Source organism: Streptomyces sp. NPDC001933 (assembly GCF_042890955.1).
Lineage (GTDB): Bacteria > Actinomycetota > Actinomycetes > Streptomycetales > Streptomycetaceae > Streptomyces.
The window spans coordinates 48,047-68,922 of the sequence record NZ_JBIASS010000003.1 but is presented as its reverse complement, the minus strand read 5'-3'; the positions used below and the strand labels follow the sequence as shown (position 1 = coordinate 68,922).

The 20,876-nt window shown below is 70.0% G+C and carries 18 protein-coding genes and 1 riboswitch; of the genes, 12 read left to right on the top strand and 6 right to left on the bottom strand.

The window, feature by feature from the left end; all coding sequences use genetic code 11:
- Positions 1 to 207 precede the first annotated feature (207 nt).
- Positions 208 to 1,503, top strand: a complete 1,296-nt coding sequence (locus ACFYY7_RS08115; protein WP_388658554.1) for a cytochrome P450 — start codon at positions 208 to 210, stop codon at positions 1,501 to 1,503.
- A gap of 54 nt (positions 1,504 to 1,557) precedes the next feature.
- Here ACFYY7_RS08115 and ACFYY7_RS08110 read toward each other — a convergent pair whose 3' ends face one another.
- The 5 genes from ACFYY7_RS08110 to gcvT form a co-directional block, all read right to left on the bottom strand.
- The gene (locus tag ACFYY7_RS08110) at positions 1,558 to 3,060 is read right to left on the bottom strand and encodes a SulP family inorganic anion transporter (protein ID WP_388658551.1); all 1,503 of its coding nucleotides are present in this window, start codon (positions 3,058 to 3,060) and stop codon (positions 1,558 to 1,560) included.
- Positions 3,061 to 3,324: 264 nt separating this feature from the next.
- Positions 3,325 to 4,722 (bottom strand): L-serine ammonia-lyase, encoded by a 1,398-nt coding sequence (locus ACFYY7_RS08105; protein ID WP_388658548.1) that lies wholly within the window; start codon positions 4,720 to 4,722, stop codon positions 3,325 to 3,327.
- 152 nt (positions 4,723 to 4,874) lie between these two features.
- Positions 4,875 to 6,134, bottom strand: coding sequence for a serine hydroxymethyltransferase (gene glyA, locus ACFYY7_RS08100; RefSeq protein ID WP_266729573.1), 1,260 nt, complete (start codon positions 6,132 to 6,134; stop codon positions 4,875 to 4,877).
- 19 nt (positions 6,135 to 6,153) lie between these two features.
- Positions 6,154 to 6,531 (bottom strand): glycine cleavage system protein GcvH, encoded by a 378-nt coding sequence (gene gcvH, locus ACFYY7_RS08095; RefSeq protein WP_388658545.1) that lies wholly within the window; start codon positions 6,529 to 6,531, stop codon positions 6,154 to 6,156.
- 91 nt (positions 6,532 to 6,622) lie between these two features.
- Positions 6,623 to 7,738: a glycine cleavage system aminomethyltransferase GcvT gene (gene gcvT, locus ACFYY7_RS08090; protein ID WP_388658543.1), complete on the bottom strand. Its 1,116-nt coding sequence runs from the start codon at positions 7,736 to 7,738 to the stop codon at positions 6,623 to 6,625.
- Between the two features lie 140 nt (positions 7,739 to 7,878).
- A riboswitch (glycine riboswitch) is annotated at positions 7,879 to 7,976 on the bottom strand.
- 159 nt (positions 7,977 to 8,135) lie between these two features.
- Between gcvT and ACFYY7_RS08085 the strand changes: the two genes are divergently transcribed.
- The 11 genes from ACFYY7_RS08085 to ACFYY7_RS08035 all read left to right on the top strand — a co-directional run bounded on the left by ACFYY7_RS08085 (position 8,136) and on the right by ACFYY7_RS08035 (position 20,106).
- Entirely contained in the window at positions 8,136 to 8,828 is a 693-nt protein-coding gene (locus ACFYY7_RS08085) for an AAA family ATPase (RefSeq protein WP_388658540.1), read from the top strand.
- 87 nt (positions 8,829 to 8,915) lie between these two features.
- The gene (locus ACFYY7_RS08080; protein ID WP_388658537.1) at positions 8,916 to 9,686 is read left to right on the top strand and encodes an enhanced serine sensitivity protein SseB; all 771 of its coding nucleotides are present in this window, start codon (positions 8,916 to 8,918) and stop codon (positions 9,684 to 9,686) included.
- A 180-nt stretch (positions 9,687 to 9,866) separates the two neighbouring features.
- Positions 9,867 to 10,646, top strand: coding sequence for an enhanced serine sensitivity protein SseB C-terminal domain-containing protein (locus tag ACFYY7_RS08075; protein WP_356086336.1), 780 nt, complete (start codon positions 9,867 to 9,869; stop codon positions 10,644 to 10,646).
- A gap of 438 nt (positions 10,647 to 11,084) precedes the next feature.
- Positions 11,085 to 12,089, top strand: coding sequence for an ABC transporter permease (locus ACFYY7_RS08070; RefSeq protein ID WP_388658534.1), 1,005 nt, complete (start codon positions 11,085 to 11,087; stop codon positions 12,087 to 12,089).
- 95 nt (positions 12,090 to 12,184) lie between these two features.
- Positions 12,185 to 13,960, top strand: coding sequence for an ABC transporter substrate-binding protein (locus tag ACFYY7_RS08065; protein ID WP_388658531.1), 1,776 nt, complete (start codon positions 12,185 to 12,187; stop codon positions 13,958 to 13,960).
- Positions 13,961 to 14,104: 144 nt separating this feature from the next.
- The gene (locus ACFYY7_RS08060; RefSeq protein WP_266733542.1) at positions 14,105 to 15,106 is read left to right on the top strand and encodes an ABC transporter permease; all 1,002 of its coding nucleotides are present in this window, start codon (positions 14,105 to 14,107) and stop codon (positions 15,104 to 15,106) included.
- Positions 15,103 to 16,203 carry an ABC transporter ATP-binding protein gene (locus ACFYY7_RS08055; protein WP_376623140.1) on the top strand — a complete coding sequence of 367 codons (1,101 nt, stop codon included), beginning with the start codon at positions 15,103 to 15,105 and terminating at the stop codon, positions 16,201 to 16,203. The genes ACFYY7_RS08060 and ACFYY7_RS08055 overlap by 4 nt, the downstream gene beginning before the upstream one ends.
- Positions 16,204 to 16,238: 35 nt before the next feature.
- Complete coding sequence (locus ACFYY7_RS08050; RefSeq protein WP_388659742.1) at positions 16,239 to 17,441, top strand: ABC transporter ATP-binding protein; 1,203 nt, start codon at positions 16,239 to 16,241, stop codon at positions 17,439 to 17,441.
- Between the two features lie 31 nt (positions 17,442 to 17,472).
- The gene (locus tag ACFYY7_RS08045; RefSeq protein WP_388658528.1) at positions 17,473 to 18,132 is read left to right on the top strand and encodes a trimeric intracellular cation channel family protein; all 660 of its coding nucleotides are present in this window, start codon (positions 17,473 to 17,475) and stop codon (positions 18,130 to 18,132) included.
- 78 nt (positions 18,133 to 18,210) lie between these two features.
- Positions 18,211 to 19,089 carry a thioesterase family protein gene (locus ACFYY7_RS08040; protein WP_388658526.1) on the top strand — a complete coding sequence of 293 codons (879 nt, stop codon included), beginning with the start codon at positions 18,211 to 18,213 and terminating at the stop codon, positions 19,087 to 19,089.
- 45 nt (positions 19,090 to 19,134) lie between these two features.
- Positions 19,135 to 20,106 (top strand): helix-turn-helix transcriptional regulator, encoded by a 972-nt coding sequence (locus ACFYY7_RS08035; protein WP_388658523.1) that lies wholly within the window; start codon positions 19,135 to 19,137, stop codon positions 20,104 to 20,106.
- Positions 20,107 to 20,121: 15 nt separating this feature from the next.
- Here ACFYY7_RS08035 and ACFYY7_RS08030 read toward each other — a convergent pair whose 3' ends face one another.
- Positions 20,122 to 20,763 (bottom strand): TetR family transcriptional regulator, encoded by a 642-nt coding sequence (locus ACFYY7_RS08030; protein WP_388658520.1) that lies wholly within the window; start codon positions 20,761 to 20,763, stop codon positions 20,122 to 20,124.
- Between the last annotated feature and the right edge of the window lie 113 nt (positions 20,764 to 20,876).

Sequence of the window (20,876 nt, the reverse complement as noted above, 5' to 3'; positions counted from 1 at the left end):
GCCCCGGCGCGGCGTGCGCATGATCACAGGCCGCAGCTCTTCGGCCTCCGCGGACTGGATCCGACGCCGCGGGGGCGCCGCTTGCTCACGCTCTGAGACAGAATGCCGTTTGGCACAAGCCGTGTCGCCGCCGGCCACGATCCACATCCGCGCCTGCTGCACAGCTGTTTCACGTCCGCACCGTGTGTGCGGACCGCGCGACGACTCATGGAGTGCAGATTGACTACGACGTTCCGCTCTCGTATCACCGCCCGGATCGGGCGCAGCTACCTGTCCAGGATCCAGAAGTACGGGATCGGGGCATCCACGGTCAGGCTGTTGCCCGACGACCTGCTGATGATGATGCGCAGGGACGGCCTCGACCCGGTGGACAAACTGGCCAGGACCCGGGCGAAGCGGCCGGTGCACAAGGTCTCGTTGCCGTTCGGCATGGACGCCTGGGTGGTGAGCGGTTACGAGGAGTCGAAGGCCGTCCTCGGCTCGGCCGACGGATTCAGCACCGACTTCGCCCACCTCGCGACGAACGCCGGAGTGGCCGCCGAACAGAGCCCCGGCGGGCTCGGGTTCAACGATCCGCCGGTCCACACCCGCCTGCGCCGCATCCTGACCCCGGAGTTCACGATGCGCCGGCTGCGGCGGCTGGGTCCCAGGATCGACGCCATCGTCGAGGAGCGCCTCGACGCGATGGAGGCCGCCACGGGCCCCGTCGACCTGGTGCAGGAGTTCGCGCTGCCGATCCCCTCCCTCACCATCTGCGAACTGCTCGGCGTGCCGTACGAGGACCGCGACGACTTCCAGCAGCTCGCCATGGACCGCTTCGACCTCTTCGCCGGCACGACCGCGCCCTTCGGCGCGATGTCGGAGTCGCTGGCGTACTTCAGGGACGTCGTCAAGGCGCAGCGCGAGAAGCCGGGCGACGGGCTGCTCGGCATGATCGTGCGTGAGCACGGCGACAACGTCGACGACGAGGAACTCGCGGGTCTGGCCGACGGCGTGCTCACCGGCGGGTTCGAGACGACCGCCAGCACCATCGCCCTGGGCTCCCTGGTGCTGCTGCAGAACCCGGACGTCCTGGAGCGAATACGTCACGACGACGCCATGACCGCCCCCTTCGTCGAGGAGGTGCTGCGTTATCTCTCGGCGGTGCAGATCGCCTTTCCCCGGTTCGCCCGCCGGGACACAGAGATAGGCGGGGTGGTCATTCCGCAGGGCGACATGGTGCTCTGCTCGCTCAGCGCCGCCAACCGCGACGCCGGGTACGTCGGCGACGACGGGCGCTTCGACCCGCACCGTACTCCCGCGGGCGGCGGCCACCTCGCCTTCGGCCACGGCATCCACCGCTGCATCGGCGCCGAACTGGCCCGCATGGAACTGCGCACGGCCTACCCGGCCCTGGCCCGGCGGTTTCCCCGGATGCGGCTCGCCGTCCCGCCCCAGGACCTGGCCTTCCGCAAGCTCTCCATCGTGTATGGCATCGAATCGCTGCCGGTGCACCTGCGCTGAGGCGCTCGTACGGGGTTGTGCCGCGGGGCCGGTCCGGCGCCGTGGCACCCGGGGTCAGTGGCTGCCGGTGAGTTCGCCGCTGAGGGTCCTGTGCATCTCGGCACTCGGCTCGTTCAGGCCGATGATCTCGACGGTCTTGCCGCGCTGCTCGTACTTCGCGGTGATGGCGTCCAGCGCGGCGACCGAGGAGGCGTCCCAGATGTGGGCGGCGGACAGGTCGATGACGACCCGGCCGGGGTCGGCGACGTAATCGAACCGGGTGACCAGGTCGTTGGCGGAGGCGAAGAAGAGTTCGCCGGTCACGGAGTAGACGATCCGGTCGCCCCCGGGGTCGACGGACTTCGTGACGTCGGCCAGGCGGGCGACCCGCCTGGCGAAGATCACCATGGCGATGACCGTGCCGGCCACGACGCCGACGGCCAGGTTGTGGGTGACGACCACGCAGGCCACGGTCACGACCATGACGAGGGTCTCCCCGGCCGGCATCCGCCTCAGCGTCTTCGGCGCGACGGAATGCCAGTCGAAGGCCGCGACGGACACCATCACCATGACGGCGACGAGCGCGGCCATGGGAATGCGGGAGACAACGGGCCCGAGGGCGATGCACAGGACCATCAGGAAGGTGCCCGCGAGGAAGGTCGACAGCCGGGTGCGGGCGCCGGACACCTTCACGTTGATCATCGTCTGGCCGATCACGGCGCAGCCGCCCATGCCGCCGAAGAAGCCGGTGACGATGTTGGCGATGCCCTGGCCGATGGACTCGCGGGTCTTGCTGGAGCGGGTGTCGGTGATGTCGTCGACCAGCTTGGCGGTCATCAGGGACTCCATCAGCCCCACCAGCGCCATGGCGAGCGCGTAGGGCGCCACGGTCGTCAGCGTGTCCACCGTGAACGGCACATCGGGCAGGCCGGGCACCGGCAGCGCGGAGGGCAGCTCACCCCGGTCGCCCACGGTCGGGACGGCGATCCCGGCGGCGACCGTGATGACCGTGAGGACGACGACGGTGACCAGCGGCGCCGGGACCGCCCTGGTCACCCTGGGGAAGAACACCAGCAGCAGGAGGCCGCCGGCGATCAGCGGGTAGACCGCCCAGGGCACGTCGTGCAGCTCGGGGATCTGGGCCATGAAGACCAGGATGGCGAGGGAGTTGACGAAGCCGACCATCACACTGCGCGGCACGAACCGCAGCAGCTTCGCGACGCCCAGCGCTCCCAGGGCCATCTGGAACACACCGCCCAGGATGACCGCGGCGACCAGGTAACCGAACCCGTGCTGACGGTTGAGGGGCGCGAGCACCAGGGCGACCGCGCCGGTGGCGGCGGAGATCATCGCGGGGCGTCCGCCGACGACGGAGATGACCACCGCCATGGTGAACGAGGTGAACAGCCCGATCGCCGGATCCACCCCGACGATCACCGAGAAGGAGATCGCCTCGGGGATCAGCGCCAGCCCGACCACGAGGCCGGCCAGCAGCTCGGTGCGGAACACCTTCGGGGACAGCCAGGAAGGGCGGAAGCCGCGCAGCCGCGCGGCCGGGGACGGTACGGAGGAGGACAAGAGCGGGAAACCTGTCGTGCGGGGCGTGCGGCGAGGCACAGGAGGCCGGGGCGTCACCTGCGACGCCCGCGAGCGAGCGGCGGGCAACTCTACCCGCACGCCCGGAGCCGTCCGGCGGGTGAAGCCGCCCGACTCCGCCCCGGACGGCTCAGCTCCGCCGCGGACCGCTCAGCTCCGCCGCGGACCGCTCAGCTCCGCCGCGGACCGCTCAGCTCCGCCCCGGACGGCTCGGCTCCACCCCGGACGAGCAGTGGGTCCACGCGCTCAGCACTCGATGATGTTCACCGCGAGCCCGCCCCGCGCCGTCTCCTTGTACTTCACGCTCATGTCCGCGCCCGTCTCCTTCATGGTCTTGATGACCTTGTCGAGGGAGACCTTGTGGCTGCCGTCGCCGCGCAGCGCCATCTTCGCCGCCGTGACCGCCTTGACCGCCGCCATGCCGTTGCGCTCGATGCACGGGATCTGGACGAGACCGCCGACCGGGTCGCAGGTCAGGCCCAGGTTGTGTTCCATGCCGATCTCGGCGGCGTTCTCGACCTGTTCGGGGGTGCCGCCCAGGACCTCGGCGAGGGCGCCCGCGGCCATGGAGCAGGCGGAGCCGACCTCGCCCTGGCAGCCGACCTCGGCGCCGGAGATGGAGGCGTTCTCCTTGAAGAGCATGCCGATGGCCCCGGCCGCGAGGAGGAAGCGGACGACGCTGTCCTCCTTCTCGGCCTCGGTGGCGCCGCCGGCCGCGAAGTTCATGTAGTAGTGCAGGACGGCCGGGATGATGCCCGCGGCGCCGTTGGTGGGGGCGGTGACGACCCGGCCGCCCGCCGCGTTCTCCTCGTTGACCGCCATCGCGTAGAGGGTGATCCACTCCATCGCGTGGGCCTGCGGGTCGCCCTCGGCCCGCAGCTGGCGGGCGGTGTTCGCGGCGCGGCGGCGGACCTTGAGGCCGCCGGGCAGGATGCCCTCGCGGGACATGCCGCGTGAGACACAGGCCTGCATGACGCGCCAGATGTCCAGCAGGCCCGAGCGGATCTCGTCCTCGGTGCGCCAGGCCCGCTCGTTCTCCAGCATCAGCGAGGAGATGGACAGCCCGGTGTCGTGGGCGAGGCGCAGCAGCTCGTCGCCGGTGCGGAAGGGGTGCTTGAGGACGGTGTCGTCGAGCACGATCCGGTCCTCGCCCGCCCCATCCCCGCCGAGGGCGTCCGTGTCCACGACGAAGCCGCCGCCGACCGAGTAGTACGTCTTCTCCAGCAGCAGCTCGCCCTCGCGGTCGAAGGCGAAGACCGTCATGCCGTTCGCGTGGTACGGGAGGGCCTTGCGGCGGTGCAGGATCAGCTGCTCGTCGAAGTCGAAGTCGATCTCGTGCATGCCGAGGAGGTTGATCCGGCCGGTGGTACGGATCTGCTCGACCCGGTCGTCGGCGGACTCCACGTCGACGGTGCGCGGCGACTCGCCCTCCAGGCCGAGCAGGACGGCCTTGGGGGTGCCGTGGCCGTGACCCGTCGCGCCGAGCGATCCGTACAGCTCGGCGCGTATCGAGGCGGTGTGGGCGATCAGGCCCTCGTTCTTCAGCCGGCGCGCGAACATCCGGGCGGCGCGCATCGGGCCGACCGTATGGGAGCTGGACGGACCGATGCCGATCGAGAACAGGTCGAAGACCGAGATGGCCACGGTGACTCCTCAGGGGTTGGTAGACATCGTCGTCTGCCGGGTGGTGCGGTGCGGGCCGGGCGGCCCGGGGGCGGGGCATGGGACGGGGCACCGCGCTCACAGTTCAGTGTGCGCGGTGCCCCGCCCCAACGTGTTACGAGAACTTGTCCGGACTACTTCAGGCCGGGGTACAGCGGGAACTTCTCGGCCAGCGCGATGACGCGGGCCTTCAGGGCGTCCGCGTCGTAGGACGGCTTGAGGGCGGCGGCGATGATCTCCGCGACCTCGGTGAAGTCCTCGGCCTGGAAACCACGGGTCGCCAGGGCCGGCGTACCGATCCGCAGACCCGAGGTGACCATCGGCGGCCGCGGGTCGTTCGGGATGGCGTTCCGGTTGACCGTGATGCCCAGCTCGTGGAGCCGGTCCTCGGCCTGCTGGCCGTCCAGCTCGGAGTTGCGCAGGTCGACGAGGACCAGGTGGACGTCCGTACCGCCGGACAGCACGGAGACACCGACCTCGGTGACGTCCGGCTGGACCAGGCGCTCGGCGAGGATGCGGGCGCCGTCCAGGGTGCGCTGCTGGCGCTCCTTGAACTCCTCGGTCGCCGCGACCTTGAAGGAGACCGCCTTGGCCGCGATCACGTGCTCCAGCGGGCCGCCCTGCTGGCCGGGGAAGACCGCAGAGTTGATCTTCTTGGCGAGCTCCTGCGTCGACAGGATGACGCCACCGCGCGGACCGCCGAGGGTCTTGTGCGTGGTGGTCGTGACGACGTGGGCGTGCGGCACCGGGTTGGGGTGCAGCCCCGCGGCCACCAGGCCGGCGAAGTGCGCCATGTCGACCATCAGGTACGCGCCGACCTCGTCCGCGATGCGGCGGAAGGCGGCGAAGTCCAGCTGACGCGGGTACGCGGACCAGCCGGCGACGATCAGCTTCGGCTTGGACTCCTTGGCCAGACGCTCGACCTCGGCCATGTCCACGACGCCGGTCTCGTCGACGTGGTACGGGACCACGTTGTAGAGCTTGCCGGAGAAGTTGATCTTCATGCCGTGGGTCAGGTGACCGCCGTGGGCCAGGCTCAGGCCCATGATCGTGTCGCCCGGCTTGAGCAGCGCGAACATCGCGGCGGCGTTGGCCTGCGCACCGGAGTGCGGCTGGACGTTCGCGGCCTCGGCGCCGAACAGCGCCTTGATGCGGTCGATGGCGATCTGCTCGACGACGTCGACGTGCTCGCAGCCGCCGTAGTAGCGGCGGCCGGGGTAGCCCTCGGCGTACTTGTTGGTGAGGACGGAGCCCTGGGCCTCCATGACCGCGACCGGAGCGAAGTTCTCCGAGGCGATCATTTCGAGGGTGGACTGCTGACGGTGGAGCTCGGCGTCGACAGCGGCGGCGACGTCCGGGTCCAGCTCGTGGAGGGAGGAGTTGAGAAGCGACATCAGGTGGTCCCTTTGGGTCTCAGTTGCCGGAGAACTCGGTGTACTCGTCGGCGGAGAGCAGGTCCTTCGGCTCCTCCGCCATACGTACCTTGAACAGCCAGCCGCCCTCGAAGGGAGCGGAGTTCACCAGCGACGGGTCGTCCACGACGTCCTGGTTCGCCTCGGTGACCTCGCCGGTCACCGGGGAGTACAGGTCGCTGACCGACTTGGTCGACTCCAGCTCACCGCAGGTCTCGCCCGCGGTCACCGTGTCACCGACCGCGGGGAGCTGGGCGTAGACGACATCGCCGAGCGCGTTGGCCGCGTACTCGGTGATACCGATCGTGGCCACACCGTCCTCGACGGCCGACAGCCACTCGTGCTCCTTGCTGTAACGCAGCTGCTGGGGGTTGCTCATGACCTGAATTCTCCTGTACGCGGGGGAGTGCTGATGAACGGTGGTCTTACGGTGTGAGACGCGACTGCGTCACTTCTGCGGGAGCGCCGACTCACTTCTGGCGCTTGTAGAACGGCAGCGCCACGACCTCGTACGGCTCGTGGCTGCCCCGGATGTCCACGGCGACGCCCTCGGCGCCGGGCGTGGCGTACGCGGCGTCGACGTACGCCATGGCGATCGGCTTGCCCAGGGTGGGCGAGGGGGCGCCCGAGGTGACCTCGCCGATGACCTGGCCGCCGGCGACCACGGAAAAACCGGCGCGCGGCACCCGGCGGCCCTCGGCGACCAGCCCGACCAGCTTGCGCGGCGGGGCGGTCTCGGCGCGCTCGGCGGCGGCTTCGAGGGCCTTGCGGCCGACGAAGTCGCCCTCCTTCTCGAACTTCACGACCCGGCCGAGACCGGCGTCGAACGGGGTGAGCTCAGTGGTCAGCTCGTGCCCGTACAGCGGCATGCCCGCCTCCAGGCGCAGCGTGTCGCGGCAGGAGAGCCCGCACGGGATCAGGCCGCGGGAGGCGCCCGCCTCGGTCAGCGCCTTCCACAGCTGCTCGGCGTGGGCGGGGGCGACGAACAGCTCGAAGCCGTCCTCGCCGGTGTAGCCGGTGCGGGCGATCAGCGCGGGAACACCGGCGACCGTGCCGGGCAGACCGGCGTAGTACTTCAGACCGTCCAGGTCGGCGTCGGTGACGGAGGCCAGGATGGCGGGGGACTCCGGGCCCTGGACGGCGAGCAGCGCGTACGCGTCGCGGTCGTCGCGCACCTCGGCGTCGAAGCCCTCGGCGCGGGCCGTCAGCGCGTCCAGCACGATCTGGGCGTTGCCCGCGTTGGCGACGACCATGTACTCGGTCTCTCCGAGCCGGTAGACGATCAGGTCGTCCAGGATGCCGCCGTTCTCGGCGCAGATCATCGTGTAGCGGGCCCGGCCCACGGCGACGGTGCCGATGTTGCCGACCAGCGCGAAGTTCAGGAAGGCCGCGGCCGCGGGGCCGGTGACGGTGATCTCGCCCATGTGCGACAGGTCGAAGAGGCCGGCCTTCGTACGCACCGCGTTGTGCTCGTCGCGCTCGCTGGCGTACCGCAGCGGCATGTCCCAGCCCGCGAAGTCGGTCATGGTCGCGCCCAGCGAACGGTGCAGGGCATCGAGGGCGGTGAGACGGGGGGCGGTGCTCATGGATATGACTCCCAGGGCATGACGACGAGGACGATCCCTCCCCATCTGTCATCGGAACCTGAGAGGTTCGCCGAGAGCCCTGGAGGGGTTCGGCTTGCACCTTGGGTGGAGCCGCGAAGCGGCCCGCTTTTCAGATCTGCCTCATCCACGCGGTACGGGGCCTGAGAGATTCAAGGGAGGAACTTGCTCCTTCGGCGCCCGGCACTGGAAGTGACCGGAGCTCTCCCGCGCGGATTCAAGCGGCCTTTATGCAGTTGGCCGGGTCATCATCGCACGCATCGGGCCGGAGTGGGGCCCCGGTCCCCTGTGGGAAATCAGCGGCGCGGGCGGTTGTGTCGCATTACCTTTTCTTTACACTTCAGGGGCATACGTGGGGTGAGCCGACAGGGGGAGGGTGATGACATTGCAGCGGTACGCGACGACCGCCGGGGTCGCGCACGGCGCGATGCCCGCACAGGCAGGGGCCCCGGCGAGGGCCGCCACGGACGCGCACGCGCCCGTGGTGCGCGATCTGCGGGAGCGGTCCGGGCGCAGTCCGCGCAGCCTGCGTTTCGCGGCGGGGGACGTGGTGGTGGTCTCCGGGCTGCCCGGCAGCGGCAAGTCGACGCTCATCCGGCGGGCGGTGACGACGGCGCACGCCATCGACTCCCAGGACACCCGTGACCGCTGGGCCGGGGTCATGCCCCGTTTAGTCCCGTACGCGCTCTACCGCCCGCTCGTCCGCGTCGCCCACTACTGGGGGCTGTGGCGGGTGCTGCGTTCCGGGGAGTCCGCCGTCGTCCACGACTGCGGGACCCAGTCGTGGGTGCGCGGCTGGCTGGCCCGTGACGCCCGGCGCCGGGGCCGGGGCCTGCACCTCTTCCTGCTCGACGTGACGCCGCAGACCGCCAGGGAGGGTCAGCGCGAGCGCGGACGCGGTGTATCGGGGTACGCCTTCGCCCGGCACCGCAGAGCGGTGGGCAGGCTGCTGCGGGCGACCGAGGCGGGCCTGCTGCCGCCCGGCTGCGCCTCGGCGGTGCTGCTGGACCGGGAGGCGGCGGGGCGGCTCGGCCGGATCGCGTTCACGGACGGGCGGCCCGACAGCCTCTGAGGCCGGTGGCCGGCGCCTCGGGGACGGGGCGGCGGCGGGGCCGGGCGTTAACCTTCTGCCGGAAAGCTTGGGCGAGAAGGGGAAGCAGTGGACGTTCCGGCACAGGTCCAGTCCCATCCGCAGGGCGGATGGCCGGCCAATGAGCTCGAAGAAGTGCTGATGGCCTCGGTGGGCAGCCCGGAGGCGGGCGGGCGGCTCGTCGAGGTGCTCGGCCGCAGCCAGGTCTGGGTGCCGCTGCCCAACGGCGGGGGACCCGACTCGGCGGCCCTGGACCTTCCGACGGTGGAGATCGAGGGCGCCGCGTACGTCCCCGTCTTCAGCTCCGAGCAGCAGTTCCTCGCCTGCGTCGGTACCCATATGTCCTTCACCGTCGCGCCCGCCCGCGACTTCGCCCGCGGACTGCCGCCGCAGCTCGGCATAGCCGTGAACCCGGGCGGCGCGGTCGGGATGCCGCTGCCGCCGCCCGCCGTGGCCGAGCTCTGCCGGGCCGGGCGCACCCCGCTGGACGGTCCGGCCAGCGGCGGCAGGGTCCGGCTGTACGAGCCGGACTGGAAGGAGGAGCCGGTCGACTTCCTCGCCGCGGCGGCCGGTGAGTTCGAGGAGAGCGGCGTCGTGCTCTCCGCCCGCCGGACGCTGGCCAGCATCGAGGGCGGCGACCCGGTCCTCTTCATCGGCGTCGAGTTCTCCACCTGGGAGGGCGCCGGGCGCAATGCCCCGATGGACGCCCTCGGCCGCGCTCTGGGCCGGGTCGAGGTTCCCTGGCCGGTCAATCTCGTACTGCTCGATGTGGCGCAGGACCCGGTCGGAGACTGGATGCGGGAGCGGATCCGCCCGTTCTATCAGCGAGCGGCCGCATAGGAGCGTCCCGGACAAGAGCGTCCCGGGCCGGTCCGGGGAACACCGTTTCGACCCATGGCGTCAAGTCGGTGTCAGGACCGGCGCATAAGCTGGTTTCATGGCTGGTGTCTCGGCATCATGCCGCACCCGTGTGCCCGGGGCGGCGGGCCGACACAGTGGATCGAAGAGGGGCGGGACCAGGTGAGTGCGTCAGGCACCGCGGCGGCCGGGCAGGTCGAGCACATGCTGCGCCAAGTGACGCCCGGGCGCTACGACGCGTACGAGGCACTGCTGCAGGCCCTCGCGAACGGCCGGATCTGGATGCTCCTCTGGCAGGGCCAGGCGGGCTCGCCCGACGCCCAGTACGGAAACATGGAGGTCGACGGCCTCGGCTACGCCCCCTGTGTGACCTCCGCCCAGGAGCTCTCGGTGAGCGGCTGGAACCGCGCCCACGAGCTGGTCGGCGGACGGGACATCGCCCGCGCGCTCTTCCCCGACCGCTGGGGCATCTGGCTCAATCCGCACGCCCCGGGCGGCGGCGTCGGCATCCCCTGGCTGGACCTGCGCCGGATCGCCACCGGCCTCGACCGGATGCCCGCCGGCCCGCTCCGGCTCACCGAGCCGGCCATCGAGATCCCGCAGTTCTACGCCCTGCTCACGCAGAACGCCCACCACACCCCGGCGATCCGCTCGCTGCGCCGCGCCTGGGTGCAGCCCGCGCTCGGTGTCCCGTACCTCACCATCGGCCTCGACCTCTACGACACGAGCCCGCCCTCGGTGGACGCGGCGCGCGCGATGATGCAGCAGTCGGTCTCCGCCGTCCCGGAGGGGCTGCCCGTCTCCACCGTCGCGATGTCCGACGAGTACGACCCGGTGGCGATGTGGCTGCGCGCCAACGCCCGCCCGTTCTACGACCGCGAGGCGCACGCCCCGGCGGCCCCCGTCGCGGGCTACGGCTACCCGCCGCAGGGCGCGTACTGACCCGTCCGGGGCCGCTCCGTCCCCGTCGTCCGGAATGCCCGCGTACGGTCCGGATTTCCGTAACGCGAACGTAAGGCACCAACTCCCCGAATGTGCACGTGCGTTCACCCGCTCGACGCCTCATCCGGCCGCCCATGTCCGAGATTTCCGTGCTCGGCATGTCTGGTGATGAATGCGACGCTAATCCGCTCGCATGCCCCCTTCCGTATCAACTGACCTGTGTTCGGCGGGCGTTCACATCCGTCCGGATAACGGAACACCCCAGGGCGCATCACGGTTAGGCATCCATTCGTCTGTCGGTATGGCTACCAGTCGTAACGGCAATGAAGACTCCCGCAGCAAGGGCGTCTTGCCGCCTCTGCGTACGACTGACTGATCGCGCCGCCACAGCGGCCAGTTCGGCCCGGCCACCGCCGGTTGAGAGGGGTCCTTGCCACGATGACGGCACCACTGCACGAGCCGACCACGGAAGCGGATCCGGTCGCGACCGGCGGTCCCGCAGTCGACTCCGGGGTGAAGAAGGTCGAGGGACGGTCTCTCAAGCAGATCGCCTGGAACCGCCTGAAGCAGGACAAGGTCGCTCTGACGGGTGGCATCGTTGTCCTCGTCCTGGTCGTGGTGGCGGTCTTCGCGCCGCTGATCGTGAGCCTGCTCGGGCACCCGCCGAACGAGTTCCACCAGGACAAGCTCGACCCGCTGACCAATCTCCCCATGGGCAGCCTCGGCGGCGTGAGCGGCGACTACCTGTTCGGCGTCGAGCCGAACAAGGGACGCGACGTCTTCAGCCGGATCGTCTACGGCGCCCGGATCTCGCTGCTCGTGGCCTTCCTGGCGGCCCTGGTCGCCGTCGCCCTCGGCACCCTCTTCGGGATCATCGCCGGATACTTCGGCGGCTGGGTGGACGCGGTGATCAGCCGCGTCATGGACGTGCTGCTCTCCTTCCCGCAGCTCCTCTTCATCATCTCCCTGGTCTCGGTCCTCCCCGACGATCTTCTCGGCCTCACCGGCAGCGGCGTCCGCATCGCCGTACTGGTCGCCGTCATCGGCTTCTTCGGCTGGCCGTACGTCGGACGCATCGTCCGCGGGCAGACCCTCTCGCTGCGCGAGCGCGAGTACGTGGAGGCGGCGCGCAGCCTCGGCGGCGGGCGGACGCACATCCTCTTCCGCGAGCTGCTGCCCAACCTGGTGGCGCCGATCACCGTCTACGCGACGCTGATGATCCCCACCAACATCCTCACCGAGGCGGCCCTCAGCTTCCTCGGCGCCGGTGTCCGGCCGCCGACGGCCTCCTGGGGCGGAATGCTGCGGGACGCCCTGGAGACGTACGAGCACGACCCGATGTTCATGGTCTTCCCCGGCGTGACGATCTTCATCACCGTGCTGGCCTTCAACCTCTTCGGGGACGGGCTGCGCGACGCCCTGGACCCCAAGGGGACCCGATAGCCCACGACTTGCCCCTGCCGCATCGTCAGGTGGCTCTTCCCATGGTTCTCCGGCAAGCAACGGCCTGGGACCGCGATCTCGGAGGTTACGAGAAAATGTCCACAGTTACCTCGAAACGACGGCTCACCGCTGGTGCGGCCCTCGTGGTCGCGGCGCTGATGACCACCACGGCGTGCGGCGGCGGCGACAGCGACAGCGAAGGCGGCGGCAGCTCGAAGGGCGCCGGCTTCAACGCGGCGTTCAACAAGGTCGCCAACCCGTCCACCAAAAAGGGTGGAACGCTGAAGATGGTCGGCAAGCAGGACCTCGACTCCGCCGACCCCCAGCGTGCCTACTACGGCATGGCCTGGGACTTCATGCGCTTCTACACCCGCCAGCTGGTCTCGTACGACACCAAGCCGGGCGCGGCCTCCACCAAGCTGGTCGGCGACCTGGCCACCGGCCCCGGTGAGATCACCGACGGCGGCAAGACCTACACGTACAAGCTGCGTGATGGCCTGACCTGGGAGGACGGCTCCAAGCTGACCTCGAAGGACGTCAAGTACGGCATCGAGCGCATCTGGGCGACGGACACCATCACCGGTGGCCCGCAGTACCTGATGCAGACGCTGGACCCCAAGGGCGAGTACAAGGGCCCCTACAAGGACAAGTCCGCGGACAAGCTCGGCCTCAAGTCGATCGAGACGCCCGACGACAACACCATCGTCTTCAAGCTGCCCAAGCCCAACGGTGACTTCGAGCAGTTCCTCGCCATGCCGTCCGGCTCGCCCGTGAAGGCGGACAAGGACACCGGCGCGAAGTACACCCAGCGCCCGTTCTCCTCCGGCCCGTACAAGTTCGAGGAGTACAAGCCGGGCAAGAGCATCGTGCTCGTCCGCAACGACAAGTGGCAGAAGGCGTCCGACCCGCTGCGCGCCGCGCTCCCGGACAAGGTCACCGTGACGATCTCCGCCAACCTGGAGGAGAACGACAAGAAGCTGATGGAGGGCGACTACGACGTCGACCTCAACGGCACCGGCATGACCCAGTCCGGCCGCGTCACCGCCGTCCAGAAGCACAAGGACAGCGTCGACAACATGCAGACGTCCTTCGTCCGCTACGTCGCGCTCGTCCACACCGCGAAGCCGCTGGACGACGTCCACTGCCGCAAGGCCGTCTTCTACGCCACCGACTTCGCCGGTCTCCAGCAGACCCGCGGTGGCGAGATCGCCGGTGGTGCGATCGCCAACAGCACCCTGCCGGTCTCCATCAAGGGCCACAGCGACTACGACCCGTACGGCGTCCTCGCTCGCAAGGGCAAGCCGGACGTCGCCAAGGCCAAGGACGAGCTGAAGCAGTGCGGTCACCCGACCGGCTTCTCCACCAAGCTCACCGCCCGTACCAACAACCCGGGCGAGGTCGACACCGCCGAGGCGCTCCAGGAGCAGCTCGGCAAGGTCGGCATCAAGATCGAGGTCGACCCGATCGACGGCGCCGAGGCGTCCAGCATCACCGGCTCGCCTTCCGTCGTGAAGAAGCGCGGCTACGGCATGACGATGAGCGGCTGGGGCCCGGACTTCCCGTCCGGCCAGGGCTTCGGCCAGCCGCTGTGGGACAGCCGGTTCCTCGCGGACACCGGTAACTACAACGAGTCGCAGCTGAACGACCCGGCGATCGACAAGATCTTCGACCGGGCGATCGCGGAGACCGACCCGGTCAAGGCCGGCGAGATCTACAAGGAGCTCGACAAGCGGATCCTCGACCAGGCCGACTGGATGCCCTTCATCTACGAGAAGAACATCACCTGGCGCGGCAGCCGTCTGACGAACGCCTACATGTCCGACGCCTACAACGGCCGTTACGACTACGTCTCGCTCGGCGTCGTCAAGTAGTCGCTGTAGTCAACAGCATTCGCAGTCAACCCTGTTGACTGTTCCACCGCCGCCGAAACCCGCCAGTCCGAAGGGCAGGTGAGGGCCGGGGCGGTGGCCGGGAGCCCCCACAAGGGGTTCCCGGCCACCGCCGGGCCGCACACAGTGCTTGCTTATCTCATCCGGCGCCTGTTCGCCGTAGTCATCATGGTGCTCGTCGTACTGCTCGCGACGTTCACCATCTTCTTCATGCTGCCCAAGTGGGCGGGTCAGGACGTCGCAGTCCTCTTCGCCGGCAAGGCCACGGGTGTCGAGCAGCTCCAGGGCATCCGGATCAAACTGGGTCTCGACGACCCCCTTCTCGTCCAGTTCTGGGACTTCGTCAAGGGCATCCCGATGGGGCGCGACTACGCGAACGGTGCCGATGTCACCCACTGCGCGGCGCCCTGCTTCGGCTACTCCTTCCGCACGGAGGTCCCCGTCTGGACCACCCTCAAGGACGCGCTGCCCGTGACCGGCGCGCTCGCCGCCGGTGCCTGCGTGCTGTGGCTCCTCGGCGGCGTTGCCACCGGTGTGGTGTCCGCGCTCCGGCGCGGCAGCATCTGGGACCGCGCCGCGATGACCACCGCGCTCGCCGGTGTCTCGCTGCCGATCTTCTTCACCGGCATGGTCGCCATGGGCCTGTTCGTGCACAACTTCGGCTGGGTGAAGATCGCCGACAACCTCTCCACGGACGACGGCATCGGCACCTGGTTCCAGACGCTGATCCTGCCGTGGATCGTGCTCGCCTTCCTGAACGCCGCGATGTACGCCCGCCTCACCAGAGCCACCATGCTCGAAGTGCTCGGCGAGGACTACATCCGCACCGCCCGCGCCAAGGGCCTGGGCGAGGGCACCGTCATCACCCGGCACGCCCTGCGGTCCGCGATGACACCGATCCTCACCGTCTTCGGCCTCGACATCGGCGTGCTCCTCGGTGGCGCCGTCCTCACCGAGTCCACGTTCAACCTGCCCGGTCTCGGGCTCGCGGCGGTCCAGGCGATCAGCAACAAGGACCTGCCGGTGATTCTCGGCGTCACCCTGTTCGCGGCTCTCGCGATCGCCGTCGCCAACCTCGTCGTCGACATCATGTACGCCGTCATCGACCCGCGAGTGAGGCTGGGATGACCGAACTGCACAAGAGCGGTGCCGCGCTGGGCGAACCCTCCCCGGCCGGCTCGCCCGCTCCCACCGCCTTCCTCGAAGTGCGCGACCTCAAGGTGCACTTCCCGACCGACGACGGCCTGGTCAAGTCCGTCGACGGGCTCAACTTCCAGCTGGAGAAGGGCAAGACCCTCGGCATCGTCGGCGAGTCCGGCTCCGGCAAGTCGGTCACCTCGCTCGGCATCATGGGCCTGCACACCGCCGGCCAGTACGGCAAGCGCAAGGCCCAGGTCTCCGGCGAGATCTGGCTGGACGGCAAGGAACTGCTGTCCGCCGACCCCGACGAGGTCCGCAAGCTGCGCGGCCGCGACATGGCCATGATCTTCCAGGACCCGCTGTCCGCGCTGCACCCGTACTACACGATCGGCAAGCAGATCGTGGAGGCCTACCGGGTCCACCACAGCGTCGACAAGAAGACCGCGCGCAAGCGTGCCGTCGAGATGCTCGACCGGGTCGGCATCCCGCAGCCCGACAAGCGCGTCGACAGCTACCCGCACGAGTTCTCCGGCGGTATGCGCCAGCGCGCGATGATCGCCATGTCGCTGGTCAACAACCCCGAGCTGCTGATCGCCGACGAGCCGACGACCGCGCTGGACGTCACCGTCCAGGCGCAGATCCTCGACCTGATCCGGGACCTGCAGAAGGAGTTCGGCTCCGCGGTCATCATCATCACCCACGACCTGGGCGTGGTGGCCGAGCTCGCCGACGACATCCTCGTGATGTACGGCGGGCGCTGCGTGGAGCGCGGACCGGCCGAGAAGGTGTTCTACGAGCCCCGGCACCCCTACACCTGGGGCCTGCTGGGTTCGATGCCGCGTCTCGACCGTGACCAGACCGACCGGCTCATCCCGGTCAAGGGCTCCCCGCCCTCGCTCATCAACATCCCGTCGGGCTGTGCCTTCAACCCGCGCTGCCCGTACGCGGACGTGCCCAAGGACGACGTCACCCGTACCGTACGGCCCGAGCTCCAGGAGGTCGGCAGCCGGCACTGGGCAGCCTGCCACATGTCGCCGGAGCAGCGGGAGCGTATCTGGACCGAAGAGATTGCGCCCAAGCTGTGAGCGAGGACAAGGCCGTGACGAGCGAGGACAAGGGCGTGGACGTTCCGGCGCAGAGGTCGGCCGGGGGCGGCGCGGCGGCCGGTGACACGGCCTCCCGCGAGGTGCTGCTCAAGGTGACCGGGCTGCAGAAGCACTTCCCCATCAAGAAGGGGATGCTGCAGCGCAACGCCGGAGCCGTGAAGGCCGTCGACGGGATCGACTTCGAGGTGCGCTCGGGCGAGACCCTGGGCGTCGTCGGCGAGTCCGGCTGCGGCAAGTCGACGATGGGCCGGCTGATCACCCGGCTGCTCGAACCCACCGCGGGGAAGATCGAGTTCGAGGGGAGGGACATCACGCACCTCGGCGTGGGCGGCATGCGCCCGATGCGCCGGGACATGCAGATGATCTTCCAGGACCCGTACTCCTCGCTGAACCCGCGGCACACGATCGGCACGATCGTGGGCGCCCCCTTCAAGCTGCAGGGCGTCACGCCCGACGGCGGCGTCAAGAAGGAGGTGCAGCGGCTGCTGGAGGTCGTGGGCCTGAACCCCGAGCACTACAACCGCTATCCGCACGAGTTCTCCGGCGGCCAGCGCCAGCGCATCGGGATCGCCCGCGCCCTGGCGCTCAACCCCAAGCTGGTCGTGGCGGACGAGCCGGTGTCGGCGCTGGACGTGTCGATCCAGGCGCAGGTGGTGAACCTGCTCGACGACCTCCAGAGCGAGCTGGGCCTCACGTACGTGATCATCGCCCATGACCTCTCGGTGGTCCGGCACGTCTCGGACCGGATCGCGGTGATGTACCTCGGCAAGATCGTGGAGCTGGCCGACCGCGAGTCGCTCTACAAGGCGCCGATGCACCCGTACACCAAGGCGCTGCTCTCGGCGGTCCCGATCCCGGACCCGAAGCGCCGTTCGGCCAAGAGCGAGCGGATCCTGCTCAAGGGCGACGTGCCCTCGCCGATCTCGCCGCCCAGCGGCTGCCGCTTCCACACCCGGTGCTGGAAGGCGACGGAGGTCTGCAAGACGCAGGAGCCGCCGCTGGCCGCGCTGAAGACCGGGCACCAGGTGGCCTGCCACCACCCGGAGAACGCGCCCGACCAGGTGCCCGGCGAGACGGTGACGGCGGCGGCGCGCGAAGCGATCGAGATCGTCGACGTGAGCAAGTCGGCGGGGGACGAGCCCTCGGCGGACGAGCCGGCGGCGGGGGACGGCGACGCCGCCTCGCCCGATACGCCGGAGGACAGCACGAAGGATTAGTACCGGGGAGCAGTACCGGCACAATTGCCCGGTGCTCAACGAACTGTTCACGCCCTCCGTCCAGCATGCGCTAGACATCGTCGGAATCTTCGTCTTCGCGATCTCCGGCGCTCTGCTCGCCGTACGCAAGAACTTCGATGTCTTCGGCATCGCGGTGCTCGCCGAGGTGACCGCGCTGGGCGGAGGGCTGTTCCGTGACATCGTCATCGGGGCGGTCCCGCCCGCGGCGTTCACGGATCTCGGCTACTTCACCACCCCGCTCCTCGCCGCCGTCCTGGTGTTCTTCCTGCACCCGCACGTCGAGCGGATCCAGGTGGGCGTCAACGTCTTCGACGCGGCGGGGCTCGGGCTGTTCTGCGTCACGGGCACGGTCAAGGCGTACGACTACGGCCTCGGCCTCACCGCGTCGGCGGCCCTGGGGCTGGCCACCGCGGTCGGGGGCGGTGTGCTGCGTGACGTACTGGCCAACGAGGTGCCCTCGCTGCTGCGCTGGGACCGCGACCTGTACGCGGTCCCAGCCATCGTCGGCGCCGCGACGACCGTCCTGTGCATCCGCTTCGGGGTGCTCGACGCGTTCACCAGCGGCACCGCCGTGATCGTCGCCTTCGTGCTGCGGCTGCTGTCGATGCGCTACCACTGGCGGGCCCCGCGCGCCTACAACCGGAAGTCCGCGACGGCCGAGGAGAGCTGAGCGACCGCCCGGGGCGGCGCTGCGATTCCGGCAAAAAAAGCTACCGCTCAGTAATACAATCGGTGTACGGTGCATCGCATGGCACAGGCAGCAGAGCAGTCGGCGGCACAGTCGGCACAGACCGGACCGGCGACCATCGGGGACAGCGAGTTCGACCGTGACACCGCCGTCACCCTTCGCGAAGAGGGCGTCTACGACGCCGAACTCTCCGCCGGATGGACGATCATCCATGCCGTCAACGGCGGATACCTGCTGGCCATGCTGGGCCGCGCGCTCGGCCAGGCCCTGCCGCACCCGGACCCCTTCTCCGTCTCGGCGCACTACCTCACCGCGTCCGTGCCCGGCCCGGCGGTGATCCGGACCCAGACCGTCCGCACCGGCCGCACCCTCTCCACCGGCCAGGCATCCCTCTTCCAGTTCGCGGAGGACGGCACCGAGGTCGAGCGCATCCGGGTCATCGCCACCTACGGCGACCTGGACGGCCTGTCCGACGAGATCCGTACGTCGGCGAAGCCGCCGGCCATCCCGCCGATGGAGCACTGCTTCGGCCCGAGCGACAACCCGGCCCCGATCCCCGGCAGCTCGGCCATCACCGAGCGGCTCGACATCAAGCTCGACCCGGCGACGGTCGGCTGGGCCATCGGCGCACCCTCCGGCAAGGGCGAGATGCGCGGCTGGTTCGGCCTCGCGGACGGCCGCGACGCCGACCCGCTCTCGCTGCTGCTCACCGTCGACGCGCTGCCGCCCACCTCGTTCGAGCTGGGCCTCAAGGGCTGGACGCCGACCATCGAGCTCACCACCCACATCCGCTGCCGCCCCGCCCCCGGCCCGCTGCGCGTCTCCATCACCACCCGCAACCTCGCGGGCGGCTTCCTGGAGGAGGACGCGGACGTCTGGGACAGCGCGGACCGACTGGTGGCCCAGTCCCGCCAGCTGGCACGCGCACCGCGCTCCTGACGGCCGGCGGCGGGGAAGGGGCAGTGGCCGGGAGAAGCTGGTGAGGTGAAATCCGACCGGCTGCTCTCGATCCTCCTGCTGCTCCAGACCCGCGGCCTGGTGCCCGCCACCGAGCTCGCCGAGCGCCTCGAAGTCTCCGTACGCACCATCTACCGGGACATCGAGGCGCTCTCCGCCTCCGGCGTCCCGGTCTACGCCGAACGCGGGCGGCACGGCGGCATCGCGCTGCTGCCCGGGTTCCGTACCGATGTCACCGGGCTCACCGCCGACGAGGCGCGCGCCCTCTTCGTCCTCGCCGCCGAGGGCGCCCATGCCGCGCTCGGCCTCGACGAGGCGCTCGGCTCCGCGCTGCGCAAGGTGATGGCCGCCCTGCCCGCACCGCACCGGCCCGCCGCCGAACTGACCAGCAGGCGGATCCTGGTCGACCCGGTGCGCTGGATGAGCGGCCCGCAGCCGGCCGTCGATGTGGCCGAACTGCACGAGGCCGTCTTCGCCGACCGGCGGCTGCGGCTGGACTACCGCCACAGCGGTACGAGCACCCCGCGCACCTACACCGTCGATCCGTACGGCCTCGTCGTGAAGGCGGGCGTCTGGTACCTGGTGGCGGACCGGGACGGGGTGCCCCGGCTCTTCCGGGCCGACCGGGTGCGGCGGGCCGGCCTCGCGGACGAACCGGTCGTGCGCCGGCCCGGGGTGGAGCTGGCGGACCTGTGGGACGAGCTGCGCAGGCAGGTCGAGGAGCGGCCGGGGCGGGTACGGCTGAGGGTGCGCGTGCACCGTTCCCGGCTCGACCTGTTCGTACGCCTGCACGCCGGGGCGCTGACGGGGGAGCCGTGCGCCGAGGAGAGCGGGGAGTGGCTGCGGGCCGAGCTGGCCGTCGACTCGGTCGAGTGGGCCCGCTCCCTGCTCTCCTTCGGCCCGAACGTGGAAGTGCTCTCGCCGCCCGAGGCGCGGGACGTCCTCGCCCGCCACGCGGCGGCGGTCGTGGCGCTGTACGGGCAGTCGGGCACGCCCTGATCCGTACGAGGGGCCCTAAGGGGTATCGGCCCCGCCCGCGTCGTCCAGCCAGTGCCGCCTGCCGAGGGTGACCAGTCTCAGCCGGCGGCGGGCCACCCCGGCCACCTCCCGCTCGCCCTCCGGCCCCGCGTCCAGCAGCGCCGACGCGGTGATCACCATGTGGTCGACATAGAGGCCGCCGAGCATCAGCAGGTCCTCCTCGCTCCAGCCCCGGGACTCCGGCTCCTCGGCGAGCGCCGCCGCCACCTCCTCGGCGAACTGCCGCAGTTGGGCCGCTATGGCCCTGCGGACCGGGCCGACGCCGCCGTGCTGTTCACGGGCGATGAAACGGAAGTGGGCGGGCTGTTCGCCGACATGGCGCATGATCAGCTCGATGCTGCGGTCCAGGCGCTCCTCGCTGTCACCGGTCTCGGCGAGCGTCGCCCCGATCATCCCGTGCAGGCTGCCCAGCGCCTCCTCGACGAGCGCCACACCGAGCGCTGCGGTGTCGTCGAAGTGCCGGTAGAAGGCGGTGGGCGTGACGCCCGCGGCCCGGGTCACCTCGCGCAGCCCGAGGCTGCTGAGGCTCTGGTGCTCAAGGAGTCCGAGTGCGGCATCCAGCAGTGCCTGACGGGTTCTCAGCTTCTGGGTCTGGCGGACGCCGACGGTGTGACTCATGCCATTCAGTAAACAACTGTTCTCCGGGGTGGGGAAGTGGAGGACGGGTCTAGACTGGTAAGTCAGTGAACAGTCGTACTCTCAAATGCTCGTGAAGAGCCTGCGGAAAGGCT

What these genes read in the sequence shown, in the direction of transcription:
- ACFYY7_RS08115 (WP_388658554.1), top strand. Translation starts at nt 208, where the DNA reads ATGGAGTGCAGATTGACTACGACGTTCCGCTCTCGTATCACCGCCCGG.
- glyA (WP_266729573.1), bottom strand. Translation starts at nt 6,134, where the DNA reads ATGTCGCTTCTCAACTCCTCCCTCCACGAGCTGGACCCGGACGTCGCC.
- gcvH (WP_388658545.1), bottom strand. Translation starts at nt 6,531, where the DNA reads ATGAGCAACCCCCAGCAGCTGCGTTACAGCAAGGAGCACGAGTGGCTG.
- gcvT (WP_388658543.1), bottom strand. Translation starts at nt 7,738, where the DNA reads ATGAGCACCGCCCCCCGTCTCACCGCCCTCGATGCCCTGCACCGTTCG.
- ACFYY7_RS08085 (WP_388658540.1), top strand. Translation starts at nt 8,136, where the DNA reads ATGACATTGCAGCGGTACGCGACGACCGCCGGGGTCGCGCACGGCGCG.
- ACFYY7_RS08070 (WP_388658534.1), top strand. Translation starts at nt 11,085, where the DNA reads ATGACGGCACCACTGCACGAGCCGACCACGGAAGCGGATCCGGTCGCG.
- ACFYY7_RS08065 (WP_388658531.1), top strand. Translation starts at nt 12,185, where the DNA reads ATGTCCACAGTTACCTCGAAACGACGGCTCACCGCTGGTGCGGCCCTC.
- ACFYY7_RS08055 (WP_376623140.1), top strand. Translation starts at nt 15,103, where the DNA reads ATGACCGAACTGCACAAGAGCGGTGCCGCGCTGGGCGAACCCTCCCCG.
- ACFYY7_RS08040 (WP_388658526.1), top strand. Translation starts at nt 18,211, where the DNA reads ATGGCACAGGCAGCAGAGCAGTCGGCGGCACAGTCGGCACAGACCGGA.
- ACFYY7_RS08030 (WP_388658520.1), bottom strand. Translation starts at nt 20,763, where the DNA reads ATGAGTCACACCGTCGGCGTCCGCCAGACCCAGAAGCTGAGAACCCGT.